General features: G+C 61.7%; 19 protein-coding genes, 1 tRNA gene and 1 pseudogene. 12 read left to right on the top strand and 9 right to left on the bottom strand.

The window, feature by feature from the left end; translation table 11 throughout:
- Positions 1 to 154: 154 nt before the first annotated feature.
- The 6 genes from FP026_RS17350 to FP026_RS17325 all read left to right on the top strand — a co-directional run bounded on the left by FP026_RS17350 (position 155) and on the right by FP026_RS17325 (position 8,153).
- Positions 155 to 634 carry a formate dehydrogenase subunit gamma gene (locus tag FP026_RS17350; RefSeq protein WP_149635879.1) on the top strand — a complete coding sequence of 160 codons (480 nt, stop codon included), beginning with the start codon at positions 155 to 157 and terminating at the stop codon, positions 632 to 634.
- Complete coding sequence (locus FP026_RS17345; RefSeq protein ID WP_149635878.1) at positions 631 to 2,187, top strand: formate dehydrogenase beta subunit; 1,557 nt, start codon at positions 631 to 633, stop codon at positions 2,185 to 2,187. Before FP026_RS17350 ends, FP026_RS17345 begins: the two co-directional genes overlap by 4 nt.
- 5 nt (positions 2,188 to 2,192) lie before the next feature.
- Positions 2,193 to 5,072: a formate dehydrogenase subunit alpha gene (gene fdhF, locus FP026_RS17340; RefSeq protein ID WP_149635877.1), complete on the top strand. Its 2,880-nt coding sequence runs from the start codon at positions 2,193 to 2,195 to the stop codon at positions 5,070 to 5,072.
- Between the two features lie 229 nt (positions 5,073 to 5,301).
- A complete protein-coding gene (gene fdhD / locus FP026_RS17335) occupies positions 5,302 to 6,129 on the top strand; it encodes a formate dehydrogenase accessory sulfurtransferase FdhD (RefSeq protein WP_149635876.1) in 828 nt (275 codons plus the stop codon).
- Positions 6,119 to 6,385 carry a formate dehydrogenase subunit delta gene (locus FP026_RS17330; protein WP_149635875.1) on the top strand — a complete coding sequence of 89 codons (267 nt, stop codon included), beginning with the start codon at positions 6,119 to 6,121 and terminating at the stop codon, positions 6,383 to 6,385. Before fdhD ends, FP026_RS17330 begins: the two co-directional genes overlap by 11 nt.
- A gap of 106 nt (positions 6,386 to 6,491) precedes the next feature.
- Entirely contained in the window at positions 6,492 to 8,153 is a 1,662-nt protein-coding gene (locus FP026_RS17325) for an OFA family MFS transporter (protein ID WP_149635874.1), read from the top strand.
- A 73-nt stretch (positions 8,154 to 8,226) separates the two neighbouring features.
- Here FP026_RS17325 and FP026_RS17320 read toward each other — a convergent pair whose 3' ends face one another.
- Together FP026_RS17320 and rocF are read right to left on the bottom strand one after the other, a co-directional pair.
- Positions 8,227 to 8,703 (bottom strand): chemotaxis protein CheW, encoded by a 477-nt coding sequence (locus tag FP026_RS17320; protein ID WP_069612887.1) that lies wholly within the window; start codon positions 8,701 to 8,703, stop codon positions 8,227 to 8,229.
- A gap of 133 nt (positions 8,704 to 8,836) precedes the next feature.
- Entirely contained in the window at positions 8,837 to 9,772 is a 936-nt protein-coding gene (gene rocF / locus FP026_RS17315; protein ID WP_149635873.1) for an arginase, read from the bottom strand.
- Positions 9,773 to 10,024: 252 nt separating this feature from the next.
- On the opposite strand from rocF, the pseudogene FP026_RS17310 reads away from it, so the two are divergent.
- A pseudogene (locus FP026_RS17310) lies at positions 10,025 to 10,129 on the top strand (AsnC family transcriptional regulator); the annotation flags it as partial.
- A gap of 119 nt (positions 10,130 to 10,248) precedes the next feature.
- Here FP026_RS17310 and FP026_RS17305 read toward each other — a convergent pair.
- The 3 genes from FP026_RS17305 to FP026_RS17295 form a co-directional block, all read right to left on the bottom strand.
- Positions 10,249 to 14,433, bottom strand: a complete 4,185-nt coding sequence (locus FP026_RS17305) for a translocation/assembly module TamB domain-containing protein (protein ID WP_149635872.1) — start codon at positions 14,431 to 14,433, stop codon at positions 10,249 to 10,251.
- Positions 14,434 to 14,498: 65 nt separating this feature from the next.
- On the bottom strand, positions 14,499 to 16,424 hold the full coding sequence (locus FP026_RS17300) for an autotransporter assembly complex protein TamA (RefSeq protein ID WP_149635871.1): 1,926 nt from the start codon (positions 16,422 to 16,424) through the stop codon (positions 14,499 to 14,501).
- Between the two features lie 319 nt (positions 16,425 to 16,743).
- A complete protein-coding gene (locus FP026_RS17295; protein WP_149635870.1) occupies positions 16,744 to 17,022 on the bottom strand; it encodes a YMGG-like glycine zipper-containing protein in 279 nt (92 codons plus the stop codon).
- A gap of 297 nt (positions 17,023 to 17,319) precedes the next feature.
- On the opposite strand from FP026_RS17295, the gene FP026_RS17290 reads away from it, so the two are divergent.
- The 4 genes from FP026_RS17290 to hemA all read left to right on the top strand — a co-directional run bounded on the left by FP026_RS17290 (position 17,320) and on the right by hemA (position 22,476).
- Entirely contained in the window at positions 17,320 to 17,808 is a 489-nt protein-coding gene (locus FP026_RS17290; protein ID WP_149635869.1) for a (2Fe-2S)-binding protein, read from the top strand.
- Between the two features lie 83 nt (positions 17,809 to 17,891).
- Complete coding sequence (locus tag FP026_RS17285; protein WP_149635868.1) at positions 17,892 to 20,237, top strand: xanthine dehydrogenase family protein molybdopterin-binding subunit; 2,346 nt, start codon at positions 17,892 to 17,894, stop codon at positions 20,235 to 20,237.
- Positions 20,238 to 20,251: 14 nt separating this feature from the next.
- Positions 20,252 to 21,046 carry an FAD binding domain-containing protein gene (locus tag FP026_RS17280; RefSeq protein WP_149635867.1) on the top strand — a complete coding sequence of 265 codons (795 nt, stop codon included), beginning with the start codon at positions 20,252 to 20,254 and terminating at the stop codon, positions 21,044 to 21,046.
- A gap of 218 nt (positions 21,047 to 21,264) precedes the next feature.
- Positions 21,265 to 22,476 carry a 5-aminolevulinate synthase gene (gene hemA / locus FP026_RS17275; protein ID WP_149635866.1) on the top strand — a complete coding sequence of 404 codons (1,212 nt, stop codon included), beginning with the start codon at positions 21,265 to 21,267 and terminating at the stop codon, positions 22,474 to 22,476.
- A gap of 218 nt (positions 22,477 to 22,694) precedes the next feature.
- On the opposite strand, the gene dxr is transcribed toward hemA, so the two are convergent.
- The gene (gene dxr, locus FP026_RS17270; RefSeq protein ID WP_149635865.1) at positions 22,695 to 23,888 is read right to left on the bottom strand and encodes a 1-deoxy-D-xylulose-5-phosphate reductoisomerase; all 1,194 of its coding nucleotides are present in this window, start codon (positions 23,886 to 23,888) and stop codon (positions 22,695 to 22,697) included.
- A 202-nt stretch (positions 23,889 to 24,090) separates the two neighbouring features.
- On the opposite strand from dxr, the gene FP026_RS17265 reads away from it, so the two are divergent.
- A complete protein-coding gene (locus FP026_RS17265; RefSeq protein ID WP_149635864.1) occupies positions 24,091 to 24,357 on the top strand; it encodes a BON domain-containing protein in 267 nt (88 codons plus the stop codon).
- A 109-nt stretch (positions 24,358 to 24,466) separates the two neighbouring features.
- Here FP026_RS17265 and FP026_RS17260 read toward each other — a convergent pair whose 3' ends face one another.
- From FP026_RS17260 to FP026_RS17250, 3 genes are all read right to left on the bottom strand, one after another.
- Entirely contained in the window at positions 24,467 to 25,060 is a 594-nt protein-coding gene (locus FP026_RS17260; protein ID WP_149635863.1) for a GNAT family N-acetyltransferase, read from the bottom strand.
- A 34-nt stretch (positions 25,061 to 25,094) separates the two neighbouring features.
- A tRNA-Arg gene (locus tag FP026_RS17255) sits at positions 25,095 to 25,171 on the bottom strand.
- Positions 25,172 to 25,291: 120 nt separating this feature from the next.
- A complete protein-coding gene (locus FP026_RS17250) occupies positions 25,292 to 26,452 on the bottom strand; it encodes a M20 aminoacylase family protein (protein WP_149635862.1) in 1,161 nt (386 codons plus the stop codon).
- Between the last annotated feature and the right edge of the window lie 50 nt (positions 26,453 to 26,502).

Below are 26,502 nucleotides of genomic sequence, written 5' to 3'. Positions count from 1 at the left end.
CTATCGAACGACGGGACTGCCTTATTGATCCTTTGCCGTCTCCCTGCGAGCTTATCGTTGTGGCGTGTCGATCGCACGCCAGGAGGAAATGCCGCATAAGCCTTTTTCGAAGATTCGCCTTCGGTTTTCGGAAGCTATGCGCGGGAGGCTGCTAATGAATTTGAATCAGGCCGCGGGCGATATCGCAACCCGGGCCGGCACCATCATCGATCGCATGAAATCGATGGAGGGGCCGCTTTTGCCGATCCTGCACGGGATTCAAGAGGAATTCGGCTACGTACCGCAGGATGCGCTGCCGCTGATCGCCAAGGCGTTGAACCTCTCGCGCGCCGAAGTGCATGGCGTCATGACCTTCTATCACGACTATCGCGATCATCCCGCTGGCCGGCATGTCCTGAAGCTCTGTTGCGCCGAGGCCTGTCAGTCGACGGGCGGTGATGCGATCGCAGAGCGTATCAAGCAGCTCCTGGGCATCGATTTCCATCAGACCACGCTCGATGGCAGCGTGACGTTGGAGCCTGTCTATTGTCTCGGGCTTTGCGCCTGCGCTCCGGCTGCGATGCTCGACGGCGAACTCTATGGCCGCCTCGACGATGAAAGCGCGGACGACCTCGTGAAGGAGGCGCGCCAATGACGCTCACCATCTATATCCCCCGCGATGCCGCTGCACTTTCGCTCGGCGCGGAGAAAGTGACGCAAGCCGTCACGCAGGAAATTGCCAAACGCGGCTTGGATGCGCGCATCGTACGCAACGGCTCGCGCGGCATGTTCTGGCTCGAGCCCCTGGTCGAAGTCGAGATCGATGGCAGGCGCATCGGCTATGGACCGGTGAAGGCCAAGGATGTCTCTGCATTGTTCGATGCCGGGCTCGCCGAAGGCGGCGAGCATCCGCTCTGTCTTGGGGAGGTGGAAAACCTCCCATTCCTCAAAGAACAGACCCGCCTGACCTTTGCCCGCTGCGGCATCACCGATCCGCTTTCGCTGCAGGATTACGAAGCCTATGGCGGTCTAAAGGGACTGCGCCGCGCAATCGACATGGCGGCTGGCGACATCGTCAAGGACGTCACCGATTCCGGCCTGCGCGGGCGTGGCGGTGCAGGCTTCCCGACCGGCATCAAATGGAAGACGGTGCTCGATGCGCCGGGTGACCGCAAATATATCGTCTGCAATGCCGACGAGGGCGACAGCGGCACTTTCGCCGACCGGATGATCATGGAGGGCGATCCCTTCGTGCTGATCGAAGGCATGGCGATCGCTGGGCTGGCGACCGGCGCGACCAAGGGTTTCGTCTATACGCGCTCGGAATATCCGCATGCGATCGCCGCGATGACCGAAGCTGTCGAAATCGCCCGAAAGGCCGGCATTCTCGGCGCTTCTGTGCTTGGTTCCGGCAAGGCGTTCGACATGGAAATCCGCACTGGCGCCGGGGCTTATGTCTGCGGCGAGGAGACGGCGCTGCTGAACAGCCTCGAGGGCAAGCGCGGCATCGTGCGCGCCAAGCCGCCGCTGCCGGCGCATAAGGGCCTGTTCAACTGTCCCACCGTCATCAACAACGTGATTTCGCTCGCCTCCGTCCCCGTCATCCTGGACAAGGGCGCTGCTTTCTACCGCGATTTCGGCATGGGCCGGTCGCGCGGCACGATCCCGCTGCAGATCGCCGGCAACGTCAAGCATGGCGGCCTTTACGAAACGGCCTTCGGCCTTTCGCTCGGCGACATCGTCGACAGGATCGGCGGCGGCACGGCGACGGGGCGGCCGGTCAAGGCGGTGCAGGTGGGCGGCCCGCTCGGGGCCTATTTCCCCCGCGCCTTGTTCGACACGCCATTCGACTACGAAGCCTTTGCGGCCAAGGACGGTCTGATCGGCCATGCCGGCATCGTCGTTTTCGACGATACCGCCGACATGTTGAAGCAGGCGCGTTTCGCGATGGAATTCTGCGCGGTCGAAAGCTGCGGCAAGTGCACCCCCTGCCGTATCGGCTCGACGCGCGGCGTCGAGACGGCCGACAAGATCGCGCAGGGAATCGAGCCGGAGAAGAACCGGGTGCTGCTTGCCGATCTCTGCAACACGATGAAGTTCGGCTCGCTCTGTGCACTCGGCGGCTTTACGCCCTATCCCGTGATGAGCGCAATGACCCATTTCCCGGAGGATTTTTCTCCGGCTCCCTTGATTGAAGCGGCGGAGTAAGATCCATGTCCCTCGTTCCAGAAATCGATTACGGCACGCCGGCCTCCACCTCCGAAACCATGGTGACGCTGACCATCGACGGGCGTGAGATCAGCGTCCCCGAGGGGACGTCGATCATGCGTGCCTCGATGGAAGCAGGCATTCAGGTGCCGAAGCTCTGCGCCACCGATATGGTCGATGCTTTCGGCTCCTGCCGCCTCTGTCTCGTCGAGATCGAAGGCCGCAATGGCACGCCGGCCTCGTGCACCACGCCTGTGGCACCCGGCATCGTCGTGCATACGCAGACCGGCCGGCTGAAGGACATTCGCCGCGGCGTGATGGAGCTCTATATCTCCGACCACCCGCTCGACTGTCTGACCTGCGCCGCCAATGGCGATTGTGAGCTGCAGGATATGGCCGGAGCCGTCGGCTTGCGGGATGTGCGCTACGGCTACGAGGGCGAGAACCACGTCAAGGCGCGCAACAACGGCGACATCAATCTGAAATGGATGCCGAAAGACGAGTCCAACCCCTATTTCACCTATGATCCTTCGAAGTGCATCGTCTGCTCGCGCTGCGTGCGCGCCTGCGAGGAAGTGCAGGGCACGTTCGCGCTGACCATCGAGGGCCGCGGCTTCGGCTCGCGCGTTTCGCCCGGCATGCACGAGAATTTCATCGACAGCGAGTGCGTTTCCTGCGGCGCCTGCGTGCAGGCATGCCCGACCGCGACGCTGACCGAGAAATCGGTGATTTCGATCGGCCAGCCGGAACATTCGGTGGTCACGACCTGCGCCTATTGCGGCGTCGGCTGCTCCTTCAAGGCGGAGATGCGCGGCGAGGAGCTGGTGCGCATGGTGCCCTGGAAGGACGGCCAGGCCAATCGCGGCCATTCCTGCGTCAAAGGCCGCTTCGCCTATGGCTATTCGACCCACAAGGACCGCATTCTCAACCCGATGGTGCGCGAGAAGGTGACCGATCCCTGGCGCGAAGTGACCTGGGACGAAGCCTTTGCCCATATCGCCACCGAGTTCAAGCGGCTGCAATATCAGTATGGCCGCGATTCGATCGGCGGCATCACCTCCTCGCGCTGCACCAATGAGGAAACCTATCTGGTGCAGAAGCTGGTGCGCGCCGGCTTCGGCAACAACAATGTCGATACCTGCGCCCGCGTCTGCCATTCGCCGACTGGTTACGGCCTCGGCCAGGCCTTCGGCACCTCGGCCGGAACGCAGAATTTCGACAGCGTCGAGCATTCCGATGTCGTCATCGTCATCGGCGCCAACCCGACGGACGGTCATCCGGTCTTCGGCTCGCGCCTGAAGAAGCGGTTGCGCCAGGGCGCCAAGCTCATCGTCATCGATCCGCGCCGCATCGACCTGGTGCGCACGCCGCATGTCGAGGCGAGCTATCATCTGCCGCTCAAGCCCGGCACCAATGTTGCCATGATGACGGCGCTGGCGCACGTGATCGTCACCGAAGGCCTGTTCGACGAGAAGTTCATCCGCGAACGCTGCGACTGGTCCGAATTCGAGGACTGGGCCGCCTTCGTTTCCGAGCCGCAGCACAGCCCGGAGGAAACGGAAAAATATACCGGGGTTTCTCCGGAACTCGTTCGCGGTGCCGCTCGCCTCTTTGCGAAGGGCGGCAATGGCGCGATCTATTACGGCCTCGGCGTTACCGAACACAGCCAGGGCTCGACCACGGTCATGGCGATCGCCAACCTCGCCATGGTCACCGGCAATATCGGCCGTCCTGGTGTCGGCGTGAACCCGCTGCGCGGCCAGAACAATGTGCAGGGCTCGTGCGACATGGGCTCCTTCCCGCATGAGCTGCCGGGCTATCGCCACATCTCCGACGATGCGACCCGCGATATCTTCGAAAAGCTCTGGGGCGTGAAGCTCAACAACGAGCCGGGCCTGCGCATCCCGAACATGCTGGATGCCGCCGTGGAAGGCACGTTCAAGGGCATCTACATCCAGGGTGAGGACATTCTCCAGTCCGACCCGGATACCAAGCATGTCGCAGCCGGCCTTGCGGCGATGGAATGCGTCGTCGTCCACGATCTCTTTCTGAACGAGACCGCCAATTATGCGCATGTCTTCCTGCCCGGTTCGACCTTCCTCGAAAAGGACGGCACCTTCACCAATGCCGAGCGCCGCATCAATCGCGTGCGCAAGGTCATGACTCCGCGCAACGGCTATGCCGACTGGGAGGTAACGCAGAAGATGGCGCAGGCCATGGGGCTTGGCTGGAATTACACACATCCCTCCGAGATCATGGACGAGATTGCCGCGACGACGCCGAGCTTCGCGCTCGTCTCCTACGATTATCTGGAGAAGATGGGCTCGGTGCAGTGGCCCTGTAACGAGAAGACGCCGCTCGGTTCGCCGATCATGCATGTCGATGGCTTCGTGCGCGGCAAGGGCAAGTTCATCCGCACGGAATATGTCCCGACCGACGAGCGCACCGGCCCGCGCTTCCCGCTGTTGCTCACGACCGGGCGCATCCTCAGCCAGTACAATGTCGGCGCCCAGACGCGGCGCACCGAGAATGTCGTCTGGCATGCGGAGGATCGCCTGGAAATCCACCCGCACGATGCCGAGCAGCGCGGCATCCGTGAGGGCGACTGGATCCGGCTCAGCAGCCGCTCCGGCGACACGACGCTCAGGGCTTTGATTACCGACCGCGTTGCCCCCGGCGTCGTCTACACGACCTTCCACCATCCGGATACGCAGGCAAACGTCATCACGACGGACTATACCGACTGGGCGACGAACTGCCCGGAATACAAGGTGACGGCCGTACAGGTCTCGCCGTCGAACGGTCCATCGCAGTGGCAGGTCGATTATGACGAGCAGGCCCGGCAGTCGCGTCGTATTGCCGGGAAGATGGAGGCAGCGGAGTGAGTTTGAGCGTGGGGAAAGATACCCCCCTCTGTCACTTCGTGACATCTCCCCCACGAGGGGGGAGATTGGTGACTCGTGGTGCGCTCCCAATCCAAGCAAACTTCGAGCCCGTAGAAATAGCAGCTGATTGTTTCGCGAGGAATGAGCCGCAAACTCCGAACAATCTCCCCCCTTGTGGGGGAGATGTCGCGATAGCGACAGAGGGGGGTATTCCACGCCCCGTCATGCAATGACCAAATTCACGCCCACCACCACCGTCCCCGAAACTGCCCGCCGCAATGGCCTGGTGCGCTCGGGCACCCGCATCGTCCCCGAGGAAGTGCCGATCGCCTTTTCCTATGGCGGCACCTCGCATGCGGTCATGATGGGCACACCCGCCGATATCGAGGACTTCGCCGTCGGTTTCAGCCTGACCGAGGGGATCATTACCGATATCGCTCAGATCGCGGCCGTTGAACCGATCGAGGACGAGCAGGGGATCGACGTGCAGATCACTCTCGTCGATGATGCTGCGGATGCCTTGCGGCTGCGCCGCCGCCATATGGCTGGCCCGGTCGGCTGTGGCCTCTGCGGCATCGAATCGATCGAGCAGGCCGTGCGCAAGGTGCCTGACGTTTCCAAGATCGCCCTGACTCTGACGCAGAAGGATATCGTCAGCGCGATCGCGCTTCTGAACGACGCCCAACCGCTGCATCGCGAGACTCATGCCATTCACGGTGCGGGCTTCTATACCCCGTCCGAGGGCCTGCTTGCCGTGCGCGAGGATGTCGGCCGGCACAATGCGCTCGACAAGCTCTGCGGCGCGGTCATCCGCTCCGGCCGCAGGGGTGGCGAGGGTATCGTGGCCGTGACCAGCCGACTGTCGGTCGAGATGGTGCAGAAGGCGGCGATACTGGGCAGTTCCGTGCTTGTCGCCATCTCCGCGCCGACGGCGCTTGCCATCCGCACAGCCGATGAAGCCGGCATGACGCTGGTAGCGCTGGTGCGCGGCGACGATTTTGAGATTTTCACCCATCCGCATCGCATCATTCCGGGGAGCATCGCCGATGTCGCCTGACGAAACGCCGCATGGCAAGACCGAAACAAGGCTCATCTATATGGCGAACCAGATCGCCACTTTCTTCAAGACTCAGCCCGCAGGCGAGGCGGTTCAGGGCGTTGCCACGCATATCAACAAATTCTGGGAGCCGCGCATGCGGCGCCAGCTTTTCGCGATCATCGATCATGGAGATAGCGGGTTGAGCCCTTTGGTCCTGGAAGCAGCGCCGCTGATCCACAAGCCCGCGCCGGCCGAAGAAATTAAGCCGGCTTAATACTAACATTGATGGTGCATTGGGGTGGAGAGTGGAGGCTCCATCTTCGAATGCGATTCCCGTCGAGGGAAGGGGTGCCGGTCTTTGAGCCAAGGAGGAGTTGTTCATGACGGCTGCTGATACGAATATTTCCGCGAGAACGGCAACGGTGGGTCTGCTCGACCGCGAGCGCATCATCGCCAAGCCGGGCTTCAACCGATGGCTCGTGCCGCCTGCTGCGCTGGCAATCCATCTCTGCATCGGCATGGCCTATGGCTTCAGCGTCTTCTGGCTGCCGCTCTCCAAGGCGCTCGGGACTTCGACGCCACCTCCGGCCGAATGCGCAAGCCTCAATCTCCTGACCGCCCTGTTCACGACGAGCTGCGATTGGCGCGTCAGCGATCTTGGCTGGATCTATACGCTGTTCTTCGTGCTGCTCGGCTCCTCCGCCGCCATCTGGGGCGGCTGGCTGGAGAAGGTCGGGCCGCGCAAGGCCGGCGCGGTTGCCGCCTGCTGCTGGTGCGGCGGTATCGTGATCGCGGCCATCGGCGTCATTTTCCACCAGCTCTGGATCATGTGGATCGGCGCCGGCGTCATTGGCGGCATTGGTCTCGGCCTCGGATACATCTCGCCGGTTTCGACGCTGATCAAATGGTTTCCCGATCGGCGCGGCATGGCGACCGGCATGGCGATCATGGGTTTTGGCGGCGGCGCGATGATCGGCGCGCCGCTCGCGAGCCTTCTGATGAACAGCTTCCGCACCGATGGTTCGGTCGGCGTCTGGCAGACCTTCATCGTCATGGCGGCGATCTATTTCGTCTTCATGATGGGCGGCGCTTTCGGCTATCGCCTGCCGCCGGCCGGCTGGCGTCCGGAAGGCTGGATGGCGCCCGCCGCCAAGAGCTCGATGATCACGACGAAGCATGTGCATCTCCGCGACGCCCACAAGACCAAGCAGTTCTGGCTCATCTGGGCGGTGTTGTGCCTCAACGTCTCGGCTGGCATCGGCGTCATCGGCATGGCTTCGCCCATGCTGCAGGAGATCTTCGGCGGCTCCCTGATCGGCCTGCCCGACGTGAAATTCGCCGATCTCAGCAAGGATCAGGTCGCCACCGTCGCTGCCATCGCCGCCGGCTTTGCCGGTCTGCTGTCGCTCTTCAATATCGGCGGTCGCTTCTTCTGGGCGTCGCTCTCCGACAAGATCGGCCGCAAGAACACTTATTATTGCTTCTTCGTCATCGGCATCGCGCTCTATGTCCTAGCTCCCTGGGCGGCCGGCATCCATAGCAAAGTGCTGTTCGTCGGCGCGCTCTGCATCATCCTCTCGATGTATGGCGGCGGCTTTGCCACGGTTCCGGCCTATCTCGCCGATATCTTTGGCACGCAGTTCGTGGGTGCCATTCATGGCCGGCTGCTGACGGCCTGGGCGACGGCCGGCATCATCGGGCCGGTGGTTGTCAACTATATCCGCGAAGCGCAGAAGGCGGCGGGCGTGGAAGGTGCCCAGCTGTATACTTTCACCATGTATATCCTTGCTGGCATGCTGGCGTTGGGCTTGATTGCCAATTCGCTGGTCAAGCCGCTCTCGGACAAATGGTTCATGTCGGACGAGGAGGTCGCCGCGCTGCGGGCAAAGACCGCTGCCGCCAATGCCAGCCCCACCGGCTCCTTTGGCATCGGCACGGGCGGCTTCGACGGCAAGGCGCTGATCGCCTGGGCGCTCGTCGGCATTCCGCTGCTCTGGGGCGTGTGGGTGACGATCAAGAGCACCTACGCTCTCTTCGGCTAAGCAATCCTTTGGAAAAGGACGAAGCCGCCCCGAAAGGCCGGAGCGGCTTCTTTAAAAAAATCGGCCTGCAAAGTTACGCGGCGAGTTCGTCCGTTTCGTTTTCCTTGAACATCTTGGCAAGGTTCAGGAAGCAGATCATTCCATTCTCTGTCGCGATGATGCCTTCGCAATAGGCGCGATCGAAGGATGCCGTGACTTCCGGAACCGGCTGCACCTGGCTGGAGGCGATCGTCAGAATGTCGGAGACGCGATCGACCAGCATGCCGATGACCATGTTGTGCACTTCGGCGACGACAATGGCGCTGCGCTCGTTGGCAACCGTGCTCTGCATGCCGAGCTTGTAGGCAAGGTCGATGATCGGGATGACCGAGCCGCGCAGGTTCATGACGCCGATGACATCGGCCGGGGCATGCGGAATTGGCGTGGACGGTGCCCAGCCCCGGATTTCACGGATCGTCGTGGTCTTGACGCAGAATTCCTGATCATGCAGCCGGAAGGCAATGATCTCCAGAGTCTCGCCGCTGAAGCTGGTGGAATTGATCGTGGCCATGAACGTTCTTCCCGTTGAACCGTGACGCCGAATCCGACGTGTTCATGCCACGATAGAGCAAGAAGATTGCTCAAACATAAATCTATACAAGCGGTTTCGACTGGACAGGCTTCCAGGGAAGCGGGGACCGCCCTCAGGCGGCCCGCGTCGGGCGATCGAAGATGCGACGGCCGAAGAGGCTTGCGGCCATCTCCACTAGGACGCGGGCGCTCTTGCCGCGGTCGTCGAGGAAAGGATTGAGCTCAACGAGATCGAGCGACGAGACGAGATTGCTGTCGGAGAGCATTTCCATGATGAGATGCGCCTCGCGATAGGTGGCGCCGCCCGGTACGGTCGTGCCGACGCCCGGCGCGATGTCTGGATCGAGGAAATCGACGTCGAAGCTCACATGCAGCAGGCCGTTGGCTTCGCTGACGGCATCGAGCACCTTGCGCATGATGGCGGCCACGCCCTGCTCGTCGAGCGAACGCATGTCAAAGACGTTGACGCCGTGCTCGCGGATTTCCTCGCGCTCGCGCGGATCGACGGAGCGGATGCCGACCTGGAAGACCTTCGTCGGGTCGACCAACGGACGGCCGGCCGGCAGAACGCCCTCTATCTCGGCTTCACCGCAGAAAAAGGCGACGGGCATGCCGTGAATATTGCCTGATGGCGAGGTGGCCGGCGAATTGAAATCGGAATGCGCGTCCAGCCAGAGTACGAAGAGCGGCCGGCCGGCCTCCGCGGCATAGCGCGCCATGCCGGAGACGCTGCCCATGGACAGGCTGTGATCGCCGCCGAGGATCAGCGGAAAGCCGCCCGATGATGCAACGTCATAGACCTTTGCTTCCAGTGCGCGCGTGAAAGCGCCGACGATCTTCAGATTATGGGCCTGTGGATGCTCCGGAAGGTCCGCTGCCGGAACGGGATGCAGGTCGCCGCTGTCGGTGACGCGATGGTCAAGCTCGATCAGCGTGGTTTCGATGCCGGCGATGCGGAGCGCCCTCGGACCCATGCCGGCGCCGCGGCGGCCGGAGCCTTCTTCCAGGGGAACGCCGATCAGGGTAACGGGGGTGGATTGCGTATTCATCGGCATTGCTCCGAGGGTTAGAGCGATTCCGGAAAAGCCAGCAGCGGCTTTGCCCGGGACGGCATGAAAACAATGAGATAGACCAGTTCGGATAGTCCATGAAGAGCCGAACCGGTCTGAATTACGTTGGCGTGCATTATCAATTGTCTGGATGACAGCAAAAAGATGGAAAATTGTCCAAAATCAACTGAGTTTCGACAGATTGATCAGTCTGATTGCGCAGAATGACTAGCATATGGACGATCTTAATGCGACCGTGCCTCCTTCGACGAGACGCTGCGCCGGATCAGGCTCATCAACGGCATCAATACGACCGAATCCAATATCCCGCTGAAGACCAGCAAGATGGGATTTTGACTGTCGTTTCCAGATAGATGCCACCCGCTCTGGTGCTTCGAGGCGTCGGCCCCTTCGACAAGCTCAGGAGTTCAAAGGGCGAGGTGGCCTCTGGCTTGAGCAGATGCTGCGTGATCACCTCAATATTCATGCTCGTAGACGACGCCGGCTTCGCCGGCGCCGTCAGATCCCGCCGCGCCGCGGAGCTTCACGCCGCGTCCGACATTGAAATTGATGATGGCCTTGGTGTTGTTGGAGGCGCCCTGCTGCAGCTCGATATAGGTGCGCTTGTTGATATACTTGCCGGCGCCGACCTGCGCCTGGCCGTTCGCATCGGTCGAGATGTCGAGATCGTCGACGCCGAGATGGCTGCGCAACCCTTCGAACAACGATGTGGAGCGTCCGCCGGCGAGCTGGCTTGCGGCGTCGGCAAGCTGAGCGATCTGCATGGCTGATAGTTTCGACATGGACTGGCCGAAGATCAGCTGCGCCAGTACTTCATCCTGCGGCAAGGCAGGTGAGGAGGAAAAGCCGATCTGCGGATCGGTGGCGAGACCGGTGACATCGACGGTGATGGTGGTTGAGCTCACCGACGATGTCGCCTCCATATTGAGTGCGGGCGTCAGGTCACCGCCGAAGGTGATCTTGCTCGAATCCGTGAAATCCAGCCGGCGGCTGAGGATGGTCAGGCGTCCGCGCCGCATGGTGAAGCCACCGGATACCACAGGCTCCGCCGCCGTGCCGCGCACCGTGATGCTGCCGCCGAGTTCGGCGTCGATGCCGCGGCCGCGCACGAAGATCTGCGAGGGTGCATCGAGTTGCAGGTCGATGCCGAGGGTGGTCGATTTGCTGCGCGGTCCCTCTGGTTTCTGATCCTTGAACTGGGCGTTGACCGCAGCCGGGGCGTTCTTGTGCTTGATGTTGATCTCCGAGAGCGACGCCGGCAGCTTTTCCGGCACCGTGATCGATGCCTTGTTGATCCTCAGATTGCCCGTCAGCATCGGCGCGGTCATCAGCGGACCCTTGACGCCGAGCGTGCCGTTGATGGTCGCCGCCACCAGCGTCCCGTCGACATAGGTCGCGTTGTTGAACTTCATCTGGATATCGGCCGGGAAGCCGCTATCCGGGGCAATGCCGACCGTGCCGCTGCCCGAAATGCTGCCGCCGCTCGTCAGGTTGCCGCTGAGCCGAGAGATGACGGCCTGCTTGCCGTCGAGGCTCACCGTCACGGCAAGGCCGTTGAGGGTCAGGTTCCGGCGGACATCGACCAGCTTAGTGCCGTCGGTGGTGATCGTGCCGGTGACGGCAGGTGCCGCCGTCGTGCCACCGATCTGTAGGTCGATCTTCGCCGTTCCCGTCATGACCAGGCCCTGGGCGGCGAGCTGGCCGGCAAGGGCATCGAAAGGCACGCTGCCGGAAAACTTCAGCGCCATGGCTTTGTCGCCCGCGATGGCGACAGTACCGCCGCCGTTGAGTGCGAGACCGCTCTGGCCGGTCAGGTTGGTGTTGATGGTCACGACGTTGTCGGCGAATTTGCCGTCCGCCTTGATGCCGAGTGCGGCGAGGCCAGCGGATTTCGTCTGGCTCGTCACGGCACCCGACCAGTTTGTCTGGAACACGACGGCGGGCGAGGTCGCCTTGCCGGTGACCGCTACCGTTCCGGAAATGACACCTTCTGCCCCAAGGGTGGGCGCAAAGACATTGGCGAGGCTCGCCGGCAGATTGGCGATCTTGGCGTTGATGTTTAATGTCTGACCGGCGGTGCCGTCGACGGTCACCGAGCCGCCGCCCGTCTGAAGTGTCAGGCCATTCAGCGACGCGGTCCCATCCTTAATGACAATCTTGGTCGGCGATGCCAGCTTCACCGGTATGGTGCGCGGGGCGCCGGCAAATGAGTCGAGGCTCACCGTCGTCTGACCGCCTGACGTCTCGACGCTGCCGTGCGTCGTCAGCGGCGCGTCGTCATAGGTGGACTTCAGATCGAAGTCCGTGCGGCTGCCCTGCTGGGTGAAGGTCAGGCCGAGACCAGTGATGCGGTTGGCGCCGGAGGCGATGATATCCGCCCGGATGCTGCCATTGGCGGAGAAGGCTTTGAGGTCGTCGACGGTGAGCGCGACAGCCGGCTTGCTGATGACGAGATCGTCACGGCGGATGCCATTGCCGCTGGCGTTGATCTTCAGGCCGGTCTTTCCATTGGTGCTGGCGATATCGACCGAGCCCTTGAGATCGCCCTCGGCCTTCTGTCCGGCGAGGGCCGCAAGGAGGCTCAGATCCGGCAGATCGAATGTCAGCGCGCCCGACGGTTCGAAACTCGGCGACAGGTCCAGCTTGCCTTGCAGCTTGTTCGTGCCGATCTCGGCCGATAGCGACGGGATGCTGGTGCTGCCATCCTTTGAAACGGCGGCGGCGGCGATGCGGATCGGCTTGCCGTCGATCGCTCCGCTCGCTTGCACCTTGGCCTGCGGCGCCTTGGGATCTGCGGTTCCCGTTACACCGATATCAAGCGTATCCAGAAGCCGACCCGCCAGCTTGACGTTGACGGCCTTGACGGTCGCGTCGATACCGAGGGCGGTCAGCGGTCCCTTGGCCTTGAGGCCGATATCGGCCTGTCCCTCGGCGTTTGGAATGAGCTTGGAAAGGTCGAGCAACTTGCCTGACAGATCCGAGGTCAGCGACTGGTCGTTGAGCGCGAGATTGCCGTTGATCTCGGCAATATTGGATTTCACCGCAAGATTGGAGAGCGTCATCTTGGCCGGCACCGTGCCGGCGACCTGACCCTCTAGAGAAATCGTGCCCTCGAACTTGTCCGAGACGCCGTCCGGCAGCACGCCGGGCAGGGCGAAGAGCTTGAAATTGCCCGTCAGCGCCTTCGAAGACAGCGTATATTTGCCGTTGACGGTGCCGCCGATGCTGGCGCTTTCCAGCGTCGTATTGTTGAAGCCCATCGTGTCGGGCGAGAGCTGCAAAGGCGCGGTCAGCGCGATCGGCGCCCGGATCAGACGGTTGAGATCGGCGCTGAGGAAGGCGGTCTGGCCGACGACCAGGCGGAGCTGCAGCGGGCCGGACATGGCGGCCAGATTGAAGGCGTCGCTTCTGGCACTAAGGTTTACTTGACCGATCTGCCCCTGCGGTGTGCTGGCGCTGTCGAGAGCTGCCTTCGCATCGATCTTCACCGATTGGGCAGCACCCGTCAGTGCGATATCGACGCGCGAAATCAGGGCGCGGACCTCGCCGTCCTCCATCGGCCAGCGGAAGTCGACGGGGCCGGAAGTGCCGAGCAGATTGGCGTTGAGGCTGTTATTGCCATTGGGATCCAGCGTGCCGGAGGCGGCAAGCACCGCGCTGCCGGTGGCAAGATTGCCGGTCTGGATGTCGATCTTGCCCTTGCCGTCGAAGGTTGCCGAGAGATCGATGGTGGTCTGTCCGGCAAAGAGCGGCCGCATGGTTGGCGGGAGCAGCGAGTCGACGTTGCCGCCGCCCTTGACCTCAATATGATGCAGGCCGTCGGCCGAGAGGCTGTGACGGCCGTTGATGGCGACCGTCGGCTTGCCGTCGAGTGCTGCCTGCAGCTTACCGGCCCAGTCGGATAGCGGACCTTCGCCCGACAGATCAATGTTGATCGCCGGGCCGCCCGGCAGATGCAGAAGGCCCGCCAGCATGCCGTCGCGCGGCTCGGATATCTGCGTCTTCAGCTTCAGCTGGTTCTCGGCCGGCGCAAAGGCGATATCGGCGGAAAGCTTGGCGTCGGGGACATCACGGCGGCTGGCATTCAGCACGAGGCCCATGCTGCTGCTGTTTGCCTTGACGCTGCCATCGGCGGCCAGAACGAAATCCTGTCCGGCGACCGCCTGGCCAATACGAAGATCGGGCAGCGCGATTGCGTCGATATTGACGGCAATGGGCAGCGAAAGGCCGCTGCCGCCCGCCGTTTGCGTTTCCTGCGCGGGTGCCGCCGTCGAAACCGGCAGGCGCTGGAAATCGACCACATCGGCGGCGATACGATCGGCGTGGAACGTGCCCGTCAGCAAGGACAGCGGGGACCAATCCACGGCAAGGTTCTGCACCTTGGCATAGACGCCCTTCGTGTCCGCCACCGTAATAGCACCAACCCTCAGGTTTCCGTCGAGCAGCCCGGAAGGCGCTGCGATGGTAATGGTGCGGTCGGGTGTCGAGGCGAGCCTTGCCACCTGGTCGACGGCATAGGTTGTCGCGGAGGGGACGAGGCCGACAACGAGCACACCCGCGATCACGAGCAAAAGGATCGCCACGACCGCGTAAGCGATCCCGCGCACCAATCTCCCGAGGATTCGAATCAATATGCTCATGAAAGCGACAGTAACCCCAATTTTGTAACCGTGTGCTGAAACGTCCGCGACAACTATACGGCTTGTCAGAAGGCCTGACCGATGCCGGCATAGATGCCATAAGATGTGCCGTCGTCATATTTCTTCAATGGAACAGCGACATCGAGCCTGATCGGACCGAAGGGTGTAGCGTAGCGCAGGCCGACGCCAGCGCCAATGCGCAGATCGGAAAAGTCCGGGAAGGCGGTGTCGGTAACGCTTCCCATGTCGACAAAGGGTACGACGCCGATCGTATCGGTGATCTTCACGCGGGCTTCGAAAGAGGCGGTCACATAGGAGCGTCCGCCGGTTTCGTCGCCGTTGGAATTGTAGGGCGAGATCTCCTGATAGCCATAGCCGCGCACCGAGCCGCCGCCGCCGGCATAGAAGCGCCGGGTGGCTGCAATATCCTCGATATTGTTCGCGCCCAGCAGCGAGCCGGCAGCAAGCTTGCCCGCAAAGACGACGTTGTTGTTGGCGCCGATGCCCTTGTAGCCGGTGATCGAACCCTCGAACGAGCTGAAGATCGTACCGCCCATCGCTTCATAGCTCGGCTTGGCGCCGACAGAAGCGCGATAACCCTCTGTCGGGTCCAGCTTGTTGTCACGCGTGTCGCGAATATATTCGAGCGGGATCGCGACCGTCAGATAGTTGTGCTTGCCGAAGGCGTCGGTGGTATCCGATTCATAGGATATCTCGCCGCCGGCGGAGACGGTATCCTGATCATTGATTTCATAAGCAAGACTGCCGCTTGCCGTCGCGGTATTGGCGTCGTAGGCGTCCGGATGTAGGCTCTGCATCTTGAGGCCGGCCGTGAAGGTCGCCGAAGGATAGAAGGTTGCGGGCCTGACATAGGTGATGCCGGCCGTGTAATCGAACTGGCCGACATCGGTCGTCTCGCCGATGCGGGAGACGGAGCCCTCGATCCGCAGCGAATCCGCGCGGCCGGTCAGGTTGCGGTGTCCCCAATAGCCCTGCAGGCCGAAGCCGTCGATGGTGGAATATTGCGCGCCGACGCCGAAGAAGCGTTGCTTGCCTTCCGAGACTTCAATGGTCGTCGGGATGCTGCCATCAGGCGCCAGCTTGTCGGCCTCGCGGATGGTGACGCTGGAAAAGACGCCGAGTTTTCTCAAGCGGTCCGACGCTTTCTTCAATTCGTCGGGAGAGTAAGGCTTGCCTTCATTGATGCGGGCATAGCGCTTGATGAAATCCGGGTCGACCGATTTCTGGCCAGTAACGCCGACATTGCCGAAGGGAGAGACGGGGCCGCTTTCGACCTTCAGCGATACGTCGACGGTGTTGGTCGCATGGTCGGCGATGACGTCGCGCTTGTCGAGCCTGGCGAGCGGATGTCCCTCGTTCTTGAAATCGGCGACCATCTTGTCGCCGGCCTTCAGGATCGTCAGAGAGCCGGCATCGCCGCCCCGCACGAGCCCGTAATTCGCCGGATCCAGCCTGGCGGCGTCGCCCTGCAGGCTTACTCTGCCGAGCTTGAAGACAGGGCCGGGATCGACGCTGATGGTGACGGCAACGGGCTTTGCGCGGCTGAAGGTCGGCGTCGGCGGCAATGCATCGAGCGGGGTGCCATTGATGGTAATGGTGACCACGCCGCCGTAACGAGCCTTTTCATAGAGGACGGCAATCAGCCGGTCGCGATCGTCACGCGCCTTGACGACGACGCCGAGATCGCCGGATACAGGCTTCTTCTCGTCGGCAATCAGCATCGAGCTGTCGTTCAACGCTTCCTTCAGATCCTTGTCGAGATTGTCGGCCTTGAAATCGACCGTATAGCGAACGGGATCGGAAACCTGGTCCGCCGTTTCGTCCTCGCCCCAGAGCTTTATCCCGAAAAGTTTAAACGCAAAGGCGTTTCCGGCATAGATCGGACCGAGCGCAAGCACTGCCGCAACCGCTGCCACGGTTCCTGCCCGCCGATACGCAATACTCTTCCTCGGTTCAGTTCTTTTATGCATACGCCGCTTTACGGTTACATGAGAACTTACTCAGTTTGACGTTTCCCGGGAGTTAACGCGCGGCCACCATAGAGGCAAAAATCTCTCAGGTGTACCTTTTTGAAGTCAAAAACGTAGAAAATATGCCCATTATTGGGTGAAACGCCAATGTTTCCGCCAGAGCTCTCATGTATTCGAGCGTTCTGAAAAATAGCGTCCAAGGGTTGTCCGGCCATGCGCCAAGCGGGTTTGGCGCCGTTACCACAGCTATTTATCGGCCGGAATCAAAAAGTCCCGGACTTGCGGTCCGGGACTTTCGAAAACTTCGGACTGGGATCGATCAGTAGCCGCCGTAACCGCCGCCGCGCGGGCAATCGTCGATGTAGCGACGACCGTAGCGGTCTCGGTAGTAGCACTGGCCGGGCTGCTCCCGGACGCTGCCGATGACGGCGCCGGAAACGCCGCCGATGGCTGCGCCGACCGCGGCGCCGCGGACGTTGCCGGTGACTGCGCCGCCGATGATGGCGCCGGATGCCGCACCGATGCCTGCACCCTGTTCGGTCGGCGTGCAGCTTGCGATAGACAAGCCGACCAATGCGAGCATAAGAACTTTCTTCATTGACTCTCTCCAACGTTAGTTAAGCCGAACCCCGGCCAACGTCGTCCCATTCTTTTCAGCTCCACCACGATGGGCTGTCTTGCAGTCCTGCAATGATAGAAAATATCGTGCAAAATATGATTGTCCATCGGCTGCCAATGGTTTTTTTGTTGCCGAACAAAGGCTGCTTCGTATCCGGAGAATAAAACGACGGGCGCGAAGCAGAAAATCCGCGACCGCACTAAAGTAGAGGTTGATTGGACTGCAAAAAAGTCAAATGATGCCGCTTGCCTCTGGAGGAGAGGCGAGGAGGAAAATATGGCAAAGGTGACTTTGACGGTGAACGGCCGTTCGGTCAGCGGCGAGTGCGAGGATCGCACGCTGCTTGTCCATTTCATCAGGGAAAAACTCGGCCTGACCGGAACACATGTCGGCTGCGATACCAGCCAGTGCGGCGCCTGCGTGATCCACATGGATGGCAAGTCGGTGAAGAGCTGTTCGATCCTGGCCGTTCAGGCTTCCGGCTCCAAGATCACAACCATCGAGGGTCTGGCCGCCAATGGCGAGCTGCATCCGGTCCAGGCCGCCTTCAAGGAGCATCATGGCCTGCAATGCGGCTTCTGCACGCCGGGCATGGTGATGGCATCGGTCGACATGATCAACCGTCACGGCGGCAAGCTGGACGAAAAGATTGTTCGCAGCGAGCTCGAAGGCAATATCTGTCGATGCACCGGCTATCACAACATCGTCAAGGCGGTGCTTTCAGCCAATGCCGAGATGAATGCCGCCAAACAGGCGGCTGAATAGAGTTTCACCGAGACCGTCTGGCAAACGCCAATGATCGTCGTCTTGGCGTGGTGCCAGGCCCGCAACCCCGATGGGAGGATGTGATGGGCGTGGAAGGCATTGGTGCGCGCGTGGCGCGCAAGGAAGATAAGCGATTTCTTACGGGCAAGGGGCGCTACACCGACGACATGGTGACGCCGGGCATGAAATATGCCTATTTCGTCCGTAGCCCGCATGCACATGCAAAGATCAAAAGTATCGATACGACCGCGGCTTTGGCCATGCCTGGCGTAATCGGCGTGCTCGACGGTAAGCAGTTGCTCGCCGATGGCATCGGCAACCTGATCTGCGGCTGGATGATCCATTCCAAGGATGGGACGCCGATGAAGATGGGTGCCTGGCGGCCTCTGGCGGCCGATACGGTGCGCTATGTCGGAGATGCCGTTGCCATCGTCGTCGCCGACAGTCTCGGTGAGGCGCGCGACGCCGCGGAGGCCGTAGCGGTCGATTACGAAGAGCTGCCTGCCGTTGTCGAGGCGGTGGATGCGCTGAAAGCGGGAGCGCCGCAGATCCATCCCGAAGCGCCGGACAATCAAATTTTCGACTGGGAGCTCGGCGATGCGGCGGCGACCGACAAGGCGATTGCCGAAGCCGCCCATGTCACCGAGATCGAACTCCACAACAACCGGCTTTCGCCGAATGCCATGGAGCCGCGCGCCACGCTCGGCATCTATGATGCTGCCGAAGACCATTATACCTGCTACACGACAAGCCAGAACCCGCATGTGGCCCGGCTGGTCATGAGCGCCTTCTACAATGTCGCCCCGGAAAACAAGCTGCGCGTCATCGCGCCCGACGTCGGCGGTGGCTTCGGCTCGAAGATCTACATCTATCCGGAAGAAATCGTCTGCCTCTGGGCATCGAAGAAGACCGGCGTGCCTGTGAAATGGACGGCCGACCGCACGGAAGCGTTCCTGACCGACGCTCATGGCCGCGATCATGTCTCCAAGGTCAAGATGGCCTTCGATGCGGAGAACCATATCACGGCGCTGAAGGTCGATACGATCGCCAATCTCGGCGCTTATATGTCGCTGTTCTCTTCGTGCGTGCCGACTTATCTTTATGCGACGCTGTTGTCAGGCCAATATGCGATCCCGGCGATCCATGCCAATGTCCGCACGGTCTATACCAACACCGTGCCGGTCGATGCCTATCGCGGGGCGGGGCGTCCGGAGGCGACCTATCTTCTGGAGCGTACGGTCGAGACGGCGGCGCGCGAACTCGGCGTCTCGCCGGCGGAATTGCGGCGGATCAATTTTGTCCGCACCTTCCCTCACCAGACGCCTGTCATCATGAACTACGACGCGGGAGACTACGAGGCCTCGCTCAATGCTGCCATGCAGCAGGCGGATTGGGACGGTTTTCCCACCCGTAAGGCAGCGGCCGCCGCCCGCGGCATGAAGCGCGGTATCGGCATGAGCTGTTATATCGAGGCCTGTGGCCTTGCGCCGTCGCAGGCCGTCGGCGCGCTCGGTGCCGGCGTCGGCCTGTGGGAATCCGCCGAGGTGCGGGTGAACGCAGTCGGGACCATCGAAGTGCTCACGGGCTCGCACAGCCACGGCCAGGGACATGAGACTACCTTCGCGCAGCTCGTCGCCGACCGGCTCGGCGTATCGATCGACAGCGTGTCCATTGTCCATGGCGATACTGACAAGGTGCAGATGGGTATGGGCACCTATGGTTCCCGCTCGGGCGCCGTCGGCATGTCCGCCGTGGTCAAGGCGCTCGACAAGGTGGAGGCGAAGGCAAAGAAGATCGCCGCCCACCTGATGGAGGCCGACGAAAGCGATATCGTCATCGAGAATGGTGAAGTGAAAGTGGCGGGCACCGATAAATCTCTGCCCTGGTTCCAGGTGGCGCTGGCGTCCTACACCGCGCACAATCTGCCCGCCGGCATGGAGCCGGGCCTGAAGGAAACCGCCTTCTACGATCCGGCGAACTTCACCTTCCCGGCCGGCTGCTACATCTGCGAGGTCGAGGTGGATCCGGAGACCGGCAAGACCGAGATCGTGCAGTTCGTCGCGGCCGACGACTTCGGCAACATCATCAATCCGATGATTGTCGAGGGGCAGGTGCATGGCGGCATCGCACAAGGCATCGGCCAGGCGCTGCTCGAGGCCGTGCATTATGACGAGAACGGCCAGCTGCTGACGGCAAGCTTCATGGACTACACCATGCCGCGCGCCGACGATCTGCCGTCGTTCCAGCTTTCGCATCAGAACACGCCCTGCCCGAACAATCCGCTGGGTGTGAAGGGATGCGGTGAGGCGGGTGCCATCGGCTCGCCGCCGGCGCTGATAAACGCCATCACCGATGCGATCGGTAACAACGCGCTGACCATGCCGGCGACCCCGCTCAAGGTGTGGGAAGCGGCGCGGGCTGCTGGCTGAGAGGAGGACAGGACATGTACGCAACGAATTACCATCGCGTCTCTTCGGTCGACGAAGCTGTCAAGCTGCTGTCGAACACGGACGAAGGCAAATACGTCTCCGGCGGCATGACGCTGATCGCCACCATGAAGCAACGCCTGGCATCACCGAGCGATCTCGTCGATCTCAGGCATATCCCTTCCATCAAGGGAATCCGCGTCGATGGCCGCAGGGTCACGATCGGGGCGGCGACCACCCATGCGGAGGTTGCCTCTTCGGCGGCGATCCGCGCCGTTTGTCCGGCGCTCTGCGAGCTTGCTGGCATGATCGGCGATCCGCATGTCCGGCATATGGGTACGATCGGCGGGTCCGTCGCCAACAACGATCCGGCTGCGGATTACCCGTCGGCGATGCTGGCGCTGAATGCCACTATCGTCACCGATCGCCGCCAGATCTCGGCCGACGACTTCTTCCAGGGCCTGTTCGAGACGGCGCTGGAAGGTGCCGAGCTGATCACGTCGATTGCCTTCGACGCGCCGGAAAGGGCGGGTTACGCCAAATTCCCCAATCCGGCCTCGCGCTATGCGATGACCGGGGTCTTCGTCGCCAAGGGCGAGGGAGGCGTGCGCGTTGCTGTCACGGGCGCCGGTGCGGACGGCGTGTTCCGCCAGGGCGACATGGAGCAGGCGCTTGCGGCGAACTGGCTGCCGGACGCGGTTACGGGCGTGACGGTCGATCCGTCATCGTTGCTTTCCGACCTGCATGCAACGGCGGAATATCGCGCCAACCTGGTTAAGGTCATGGCCAAACGCGCCGTGGCTGCCGCCTAGATTCGCCATGAACAAGCCCGGAGCGGCGGGTTTACCCGCCGCTCCGGGGAGAGTGTTTCCAGCACGGTTTCGATTGTCAAATTGATGTGATTGGTTATTCTTGTCTGGAATTGTTCAAAATTAGGGGCCATTTGCCGCAGCGGGCGCGAAAGCAATGCGGAGGGGTTGACGTGTGAACCGGCATTCTCGAAAACGGTCGCACGGTACTGGAGCAGATGATGGATTTCGAAGCATTTTTTAAGGGCGAGCTGGAAGGTCTTCACAATGAAGGCCGCTACCGGATCTTCGCAGATCTGGAACGCCGCCGTGGCAATTTCCCGCGGGCAATCCGGCATACGGCCAATGGCCCTCAGGAAGTGACTGTCTGGTGCTCCAACGACTATCTCGGCATGGGCCAGCATCCGAAAGTGATCGAGGCGATGAAGGAAGCGATCGATCACTGTGGCGCGGGTGCGGGAGGCACCCGGAATATTTCTGGCACCAACCACTACCATGTCCTGCTCGAGCAGGAGCTCGCCGATCTGCACGGCAAGGAATCGGCGCTGATCTTCACCTCGGGCTACATCTCCAACTGGGCGACGCTCGGCACGCTCGGCGCGCGCATTCCCGGCCTCATCATCTTCTCGGATGCGCTCAACCACGCATCGATGATCGAAGGCATTCGCTATGCGAAGTGCGACAAGGTCATCTGGAAGCATAATGACCTGCACGATCTCGAAGCCCAGCTGAAGGCGGCCGATCCCAAGGCGCCGAAGCTGATCGCGTTCGAGAGCGTCTATTCCATGGATGGTGATATCGCCCCCATCAAGGAGATCTGCGACCTCGCCGACAAGTACGGCGCGATGACCTATCTCGACGAAGTGCATGCCGTCGGCATGTACGGTCCGCGCGGCGGCGGCATTGCCGAGCGCGAGGGACTGATGGATCGCCTGACCGTCATCGAAGGCACGCTCGGCAAGGCATTCGGCGTCATGGGCGGTTACATCGCCGCTTCGACCGCACTCTGTGATTTCATCCGGTCCTTCGCGTCCGGCTTCATCTTCACGACCTCGCTGCCGCCGGCGCTGGCTGCGGGTGCCGTCGCCTCTATCCAGCATCTGAAGGTCAGCCAGTTCGAACGCATGCGCCATCAGGATCGCGTGCGCAAGCTGCGTGCGCAGCTCGATGCAGCAGGCATTCCGCACATGCCGAACCCGAGCCATGTCGTGCCGGTCATGGTCGGCGATGCGGCCAAATGCAAATGGATTTCGGATCTGCTGCTCGACGCCGGCGTCTATGTCCAGCCGATCAACTATCCCACCGTGCCGAAGAAGACCGAGCGCCTGCGCATCACGCCGACGCCGCTGCATTCGGATGGCGATATCGAGCAGCTCGTCGGCGCGCTGCACGCGCTCTGGTCGCGCTGTGCGCTTGCAAGGGCTGTCGCGTAAGAGGAGGCGGCTTTCTCTTGGAGCAGTTCCAGCAAAAGTGCGAAGCGGTTTTGCGTCCGGAACTGCGTAAAAACAAGAAGATAGAGCGTTTTCGCGATTCGAAGAAAAGCGGAGATGCTGTGGAGCTGTGCCACTGCACGGCTTCTGCCGAGAATCGGACGGCTGGTGAGCCAGGCTTGCTGTCAAGCTGCTATAAATTGTAAGTTTCTACTTACGCGTTACGCTGCCTTGTCGCGTTTAGCGACGAGTACGGCGGCACGGCTGCGCGCCTCGGCGTCCGCGGCAAAGACGGCATCCATTGTTTCGGCGCTGCCGGTCGCGATCATCTCGTCCATGACGGCTTCGGCGATATCGGCCATTTCCAGGAAGCCGATGCGGCCATCCACGAAGGCGTGGAAGGCGATCTCTTCGGCTGCATTCATGATCGCGCCCTGCAGGCCGCCGCGCTGCAGCGCCGTGCGGGCAAGGCGCAGTGCCGGGAAGCGAACCTCGTCCGGTGCTTCGAAATCCAACCGCGCGAGCTTGGCAAAATCCAGCCGGTCGACGCTGAGCTTGGTGCGGGCGGGGTAAGTCAGCGCATAGCCGATGGCCGTGCGCATGTCGGGACAGCCGAGTTGCGCCAGAACGGAGCCATCCGTATAGCCGACCATCGAGTGAATGACGGATTGCGGGTGGACCACGACTTCGATCTGATCGGGGCGCACGTTGAACAGGTGCTTGGCCTCGATCATCTCCAGCGCCTTGTTGAACATCGAGGCGCTGCCGATGGAGATCTTGAAGCCCATCGACCAGTTGGGATGGGCACGCGCGATCGCCGGCGTGACATTGGCCATCTGCTCGCGCGTCCAGGTGCGGAAGGGGCCGCCGGACGCAGTCAGGATGATGCGCTCCACCGCATGCTGCTGATCGTCCTCCAGTGCCTGGAAAATGGCGCTGTGCTCGCTGTCGACCGGGATCAGCCGGCCGCCGCCTTCGGTAACGGCGCGCACGAAAAGATCGCCTGCCGAGACGAGGCATTCCTTGTTGGCGAGTGCGATATCGGCGCCGCGACGCGCGGCCGCCAACGTCGGCGCAAGGCCGGCGGTGCCGACGATCGCCGCCATGACCCATTCCGAGGGCATCGAAGCGGCTTCGATCAAGGCGTTCTTGCCCGCGCCGACGGCGACGCCAGATCCTGCGAGCGCATCCTTCAGCTCCTGATAGCGCTCTTCGTTGGCGGTGACCGCGAAAGCGGCGCCGCAGGCCTTGGCCTGCTCGGCCAGCAGGCCGATATTGTCATGACCGGTGATCGCGGCGACATCGAAAGCGTCGCGCCCGCCAAGCTGGGCAATGACGTCGAGCGTATTCTGGCCGATGGAGCCGGTCGAACCCAATATCGTCAGGCGGCGACGCGCCTTGCTGCCGGTGTTCATTCAGGTATTCCGCATTTGCTGCTGTTCCCCCAAGGCTCTACAGGGGATTGCGTAGAGCGGCAAGTCCGCAGCCATGCAACCACGTCCCGTCGCGGATGCCCGCAAAAGGCGAAATCGTCGATTTAGTAATATTTTTTGCGGTTTCGTTGAACCAAATGCAAAGTGCCGCGTTTTCCGACCACTCGAACGCGGAGGGTGACGGATGGTTTTCAAGGCAGCAACGTTTCACGGCATGGAGCTCTATCTGGAAAACGAACAGGCCAGACGCTCGGCCCTGGAATCCGCCGTTGCCAATGCCCTCGCGGTTGCGGGCGGAATCGATGCTTCCGATGTCACAGTGACTGCGGCGGGCCAGGAAATCCGCCTGGATGGCTCTGTCGCAACGCAGCAGGAGGTGCGGCGCGCAACGGCAGTCGCCGAATCCATTCCCGGTGTCCGGCTGGTGAGGAACAGAATCGCGGTGGGGTGATATCCGGGCTTTAAGTTCGCATTCACGCTGCGCCCGATGGGGGCTCACGGCAGGGCGATCTTCTACGCGGCGCTGACCGGCAGCCTGGGGAGCCTCCGGACGCGTTCAATTACAAGTAAGTCGGCAGATCGAAGAATAGCTTCGATACGGTTGGAGAATCCGATGCGTGGGTGCCTGTCCGGCAAAGCACGCCTCCCGCTTTCTCGATAACGCGTTTGGAGGCGAGGTTATCTTCGTTGCAGACGATGCTGATACTGGCAAGGCCAGCCTTCCTTGCGATCGGCAATAGAAGCCGAAGTGCTTGCGTTGAATACCCTCGACCTTGTTTCCAAGGGACGACCGAATAGCCCACATGACCCGGCACGTGTAAGGGCAGTTGGGTGGTTCCGGCCAAATAGCGTAATGCAATATAGCCACAAAAGCCCCCATCCCAGATCCAGAACCGGCGGGCAACAAGGCACTGCGGTTCCCGATTCGATACCGCTGTGGCGACGATTTCATTCGATATAGTACGGGCGAGGAAAGCCGATCTGTCTTCCCTGAGTGTCGTCAGTTCGGTTTCGATAAAGGACTTATCATGCTGGCGCCGTGGATCGGGCGACCATCCGCGTATGAGCGCTTGTTCAAAGCCCCGTAAGTTGAGCAGGCTTGGCTCAACAAGGGACAAATCCTTTGCACGCGTTGAAGTTTGATGTTCTTCCAATCTCGATCACGCGATCATCATTTAAGCTGAAAAATGGTGATCTCGACGCGATTCGAACGCGTGACCCTCAGATTAGGAATCTGATGCTCTATCCTGCTGAGCTACGAGACCACTCGGCATGATCCATACAAAAGCAAAGGCCCGAAGCCAAGCCCTTTTGCGTTGCGGAGACAATCTGCTTTCGCAGCGTCCCGCGCGCTGGCTTGCCGCGCGGGACATAAAAGCGAAGCCTCAGGCGTTGAGGCGCTGTTCGGCGAGGCGCACCCAGTAGGAAATGCCGTGGGCGATGGCTTCGTCGTTGAAGTCGTAGGCCGGGTTGTGCAGGCCGGCGCTGTCGCCGTTGCCGACGAAGATGAAGGCGCCGGGGCGGGCCAGCAGCATGTAGGAAAAATCCTCGCCGCCCATCATCGGATCGATGTCCGGGATGACATTGTTAGCCCCCGCGATTTCCTTGGCGACCGCGATCGCATGGTCGGTCTCGTCGGCATGATTTGATGTAACCGGGTAGTTGCGCTGGAACTCGATCTCGGCTTCGGCGCCGTGGGTGGCGGCGATGCCGGAGACGATCTGCTTGAAGCGCTGTTCGGCCAGGTCGCGCATCTCCGGATCGAGCGTGCGCACCGTGCCGGCAAGGCTTGCATCGTTCGGGATGACATTATGCGCGTTGCCGGCATTGAACTTGGTGACGGAGACGACCACCGATTTCAGCGGATCGGCGCTGCGGGAGGCGATGAGCTGCAGGTTGGAAACGATCTGGGCGCCGATGGCGATCGGATCGATCGTCTTGTGCGGCATGGCGGCATGGCCGCCGAGCCCCTTGATGGAGACGGTGAATTCGTCGGTCGCGGCCATGATCGGGCCTTTGCGGATGGCGAAATGGCCGACGGGCAGGCCCGGCATGTTGTGCATGCCGTAGACTTCGGCGATCTCGAAGCGCTCCATCATGCCGTCCTTGACCATGGCGTCGCCGCCGGCGCCGCCTTCTTCTGCCGGCTGGAAGATGACGGCGATATTGCCGTTGAAGGTGCGGTTTTCGGCGAGGTATTTCGCAGCACCCAAGAGCATGGCGGTGTGGCCGTCATGGCCGCAGGCATGCATCTTGCCTGGCGTTTCGGAAGCATAGGGCTTGCCGGTGATCTCGGTCAGCGGCAGGGCGTCCATATCGGCGCGCAGGCCGATCGTGCGACCCGCACCCTTGCCGCGGATCAGGCCGACGACGCCGGTGCGGCCGATGCCGGTCACCACTTCGTCGACGCCGAAGGAGCGCAGTTTCTCGGCCACGAAGGCGGCCGTATTCTCAACGGCATAGAGGAGTTCCGGATGTGCATGGATATGGCGGCGCCACTCGGTCACTTCGCCCTGGAGTTCTGCGGCCCTGTTCAAGATCGGCATGCTGATTTTCCTGCTGCTCAATATCGATTCTGGTTCAACTCACGGATCCG

Origin of the sequence: Martinezella tropici, from assembly GCF_008370325.1 — a bacterium.
In the GTDB taxonomy this organism is placed as follows: Bacteria; Pseudomonadota; Alphaproteobacteria; order Rhizobiales; family Rhizobiaceae; genus Rhizobium; species Rhizobium tropici_B.
This window is presented reverse-complemented; position numbering and strand designations above follow the sequence as displayed.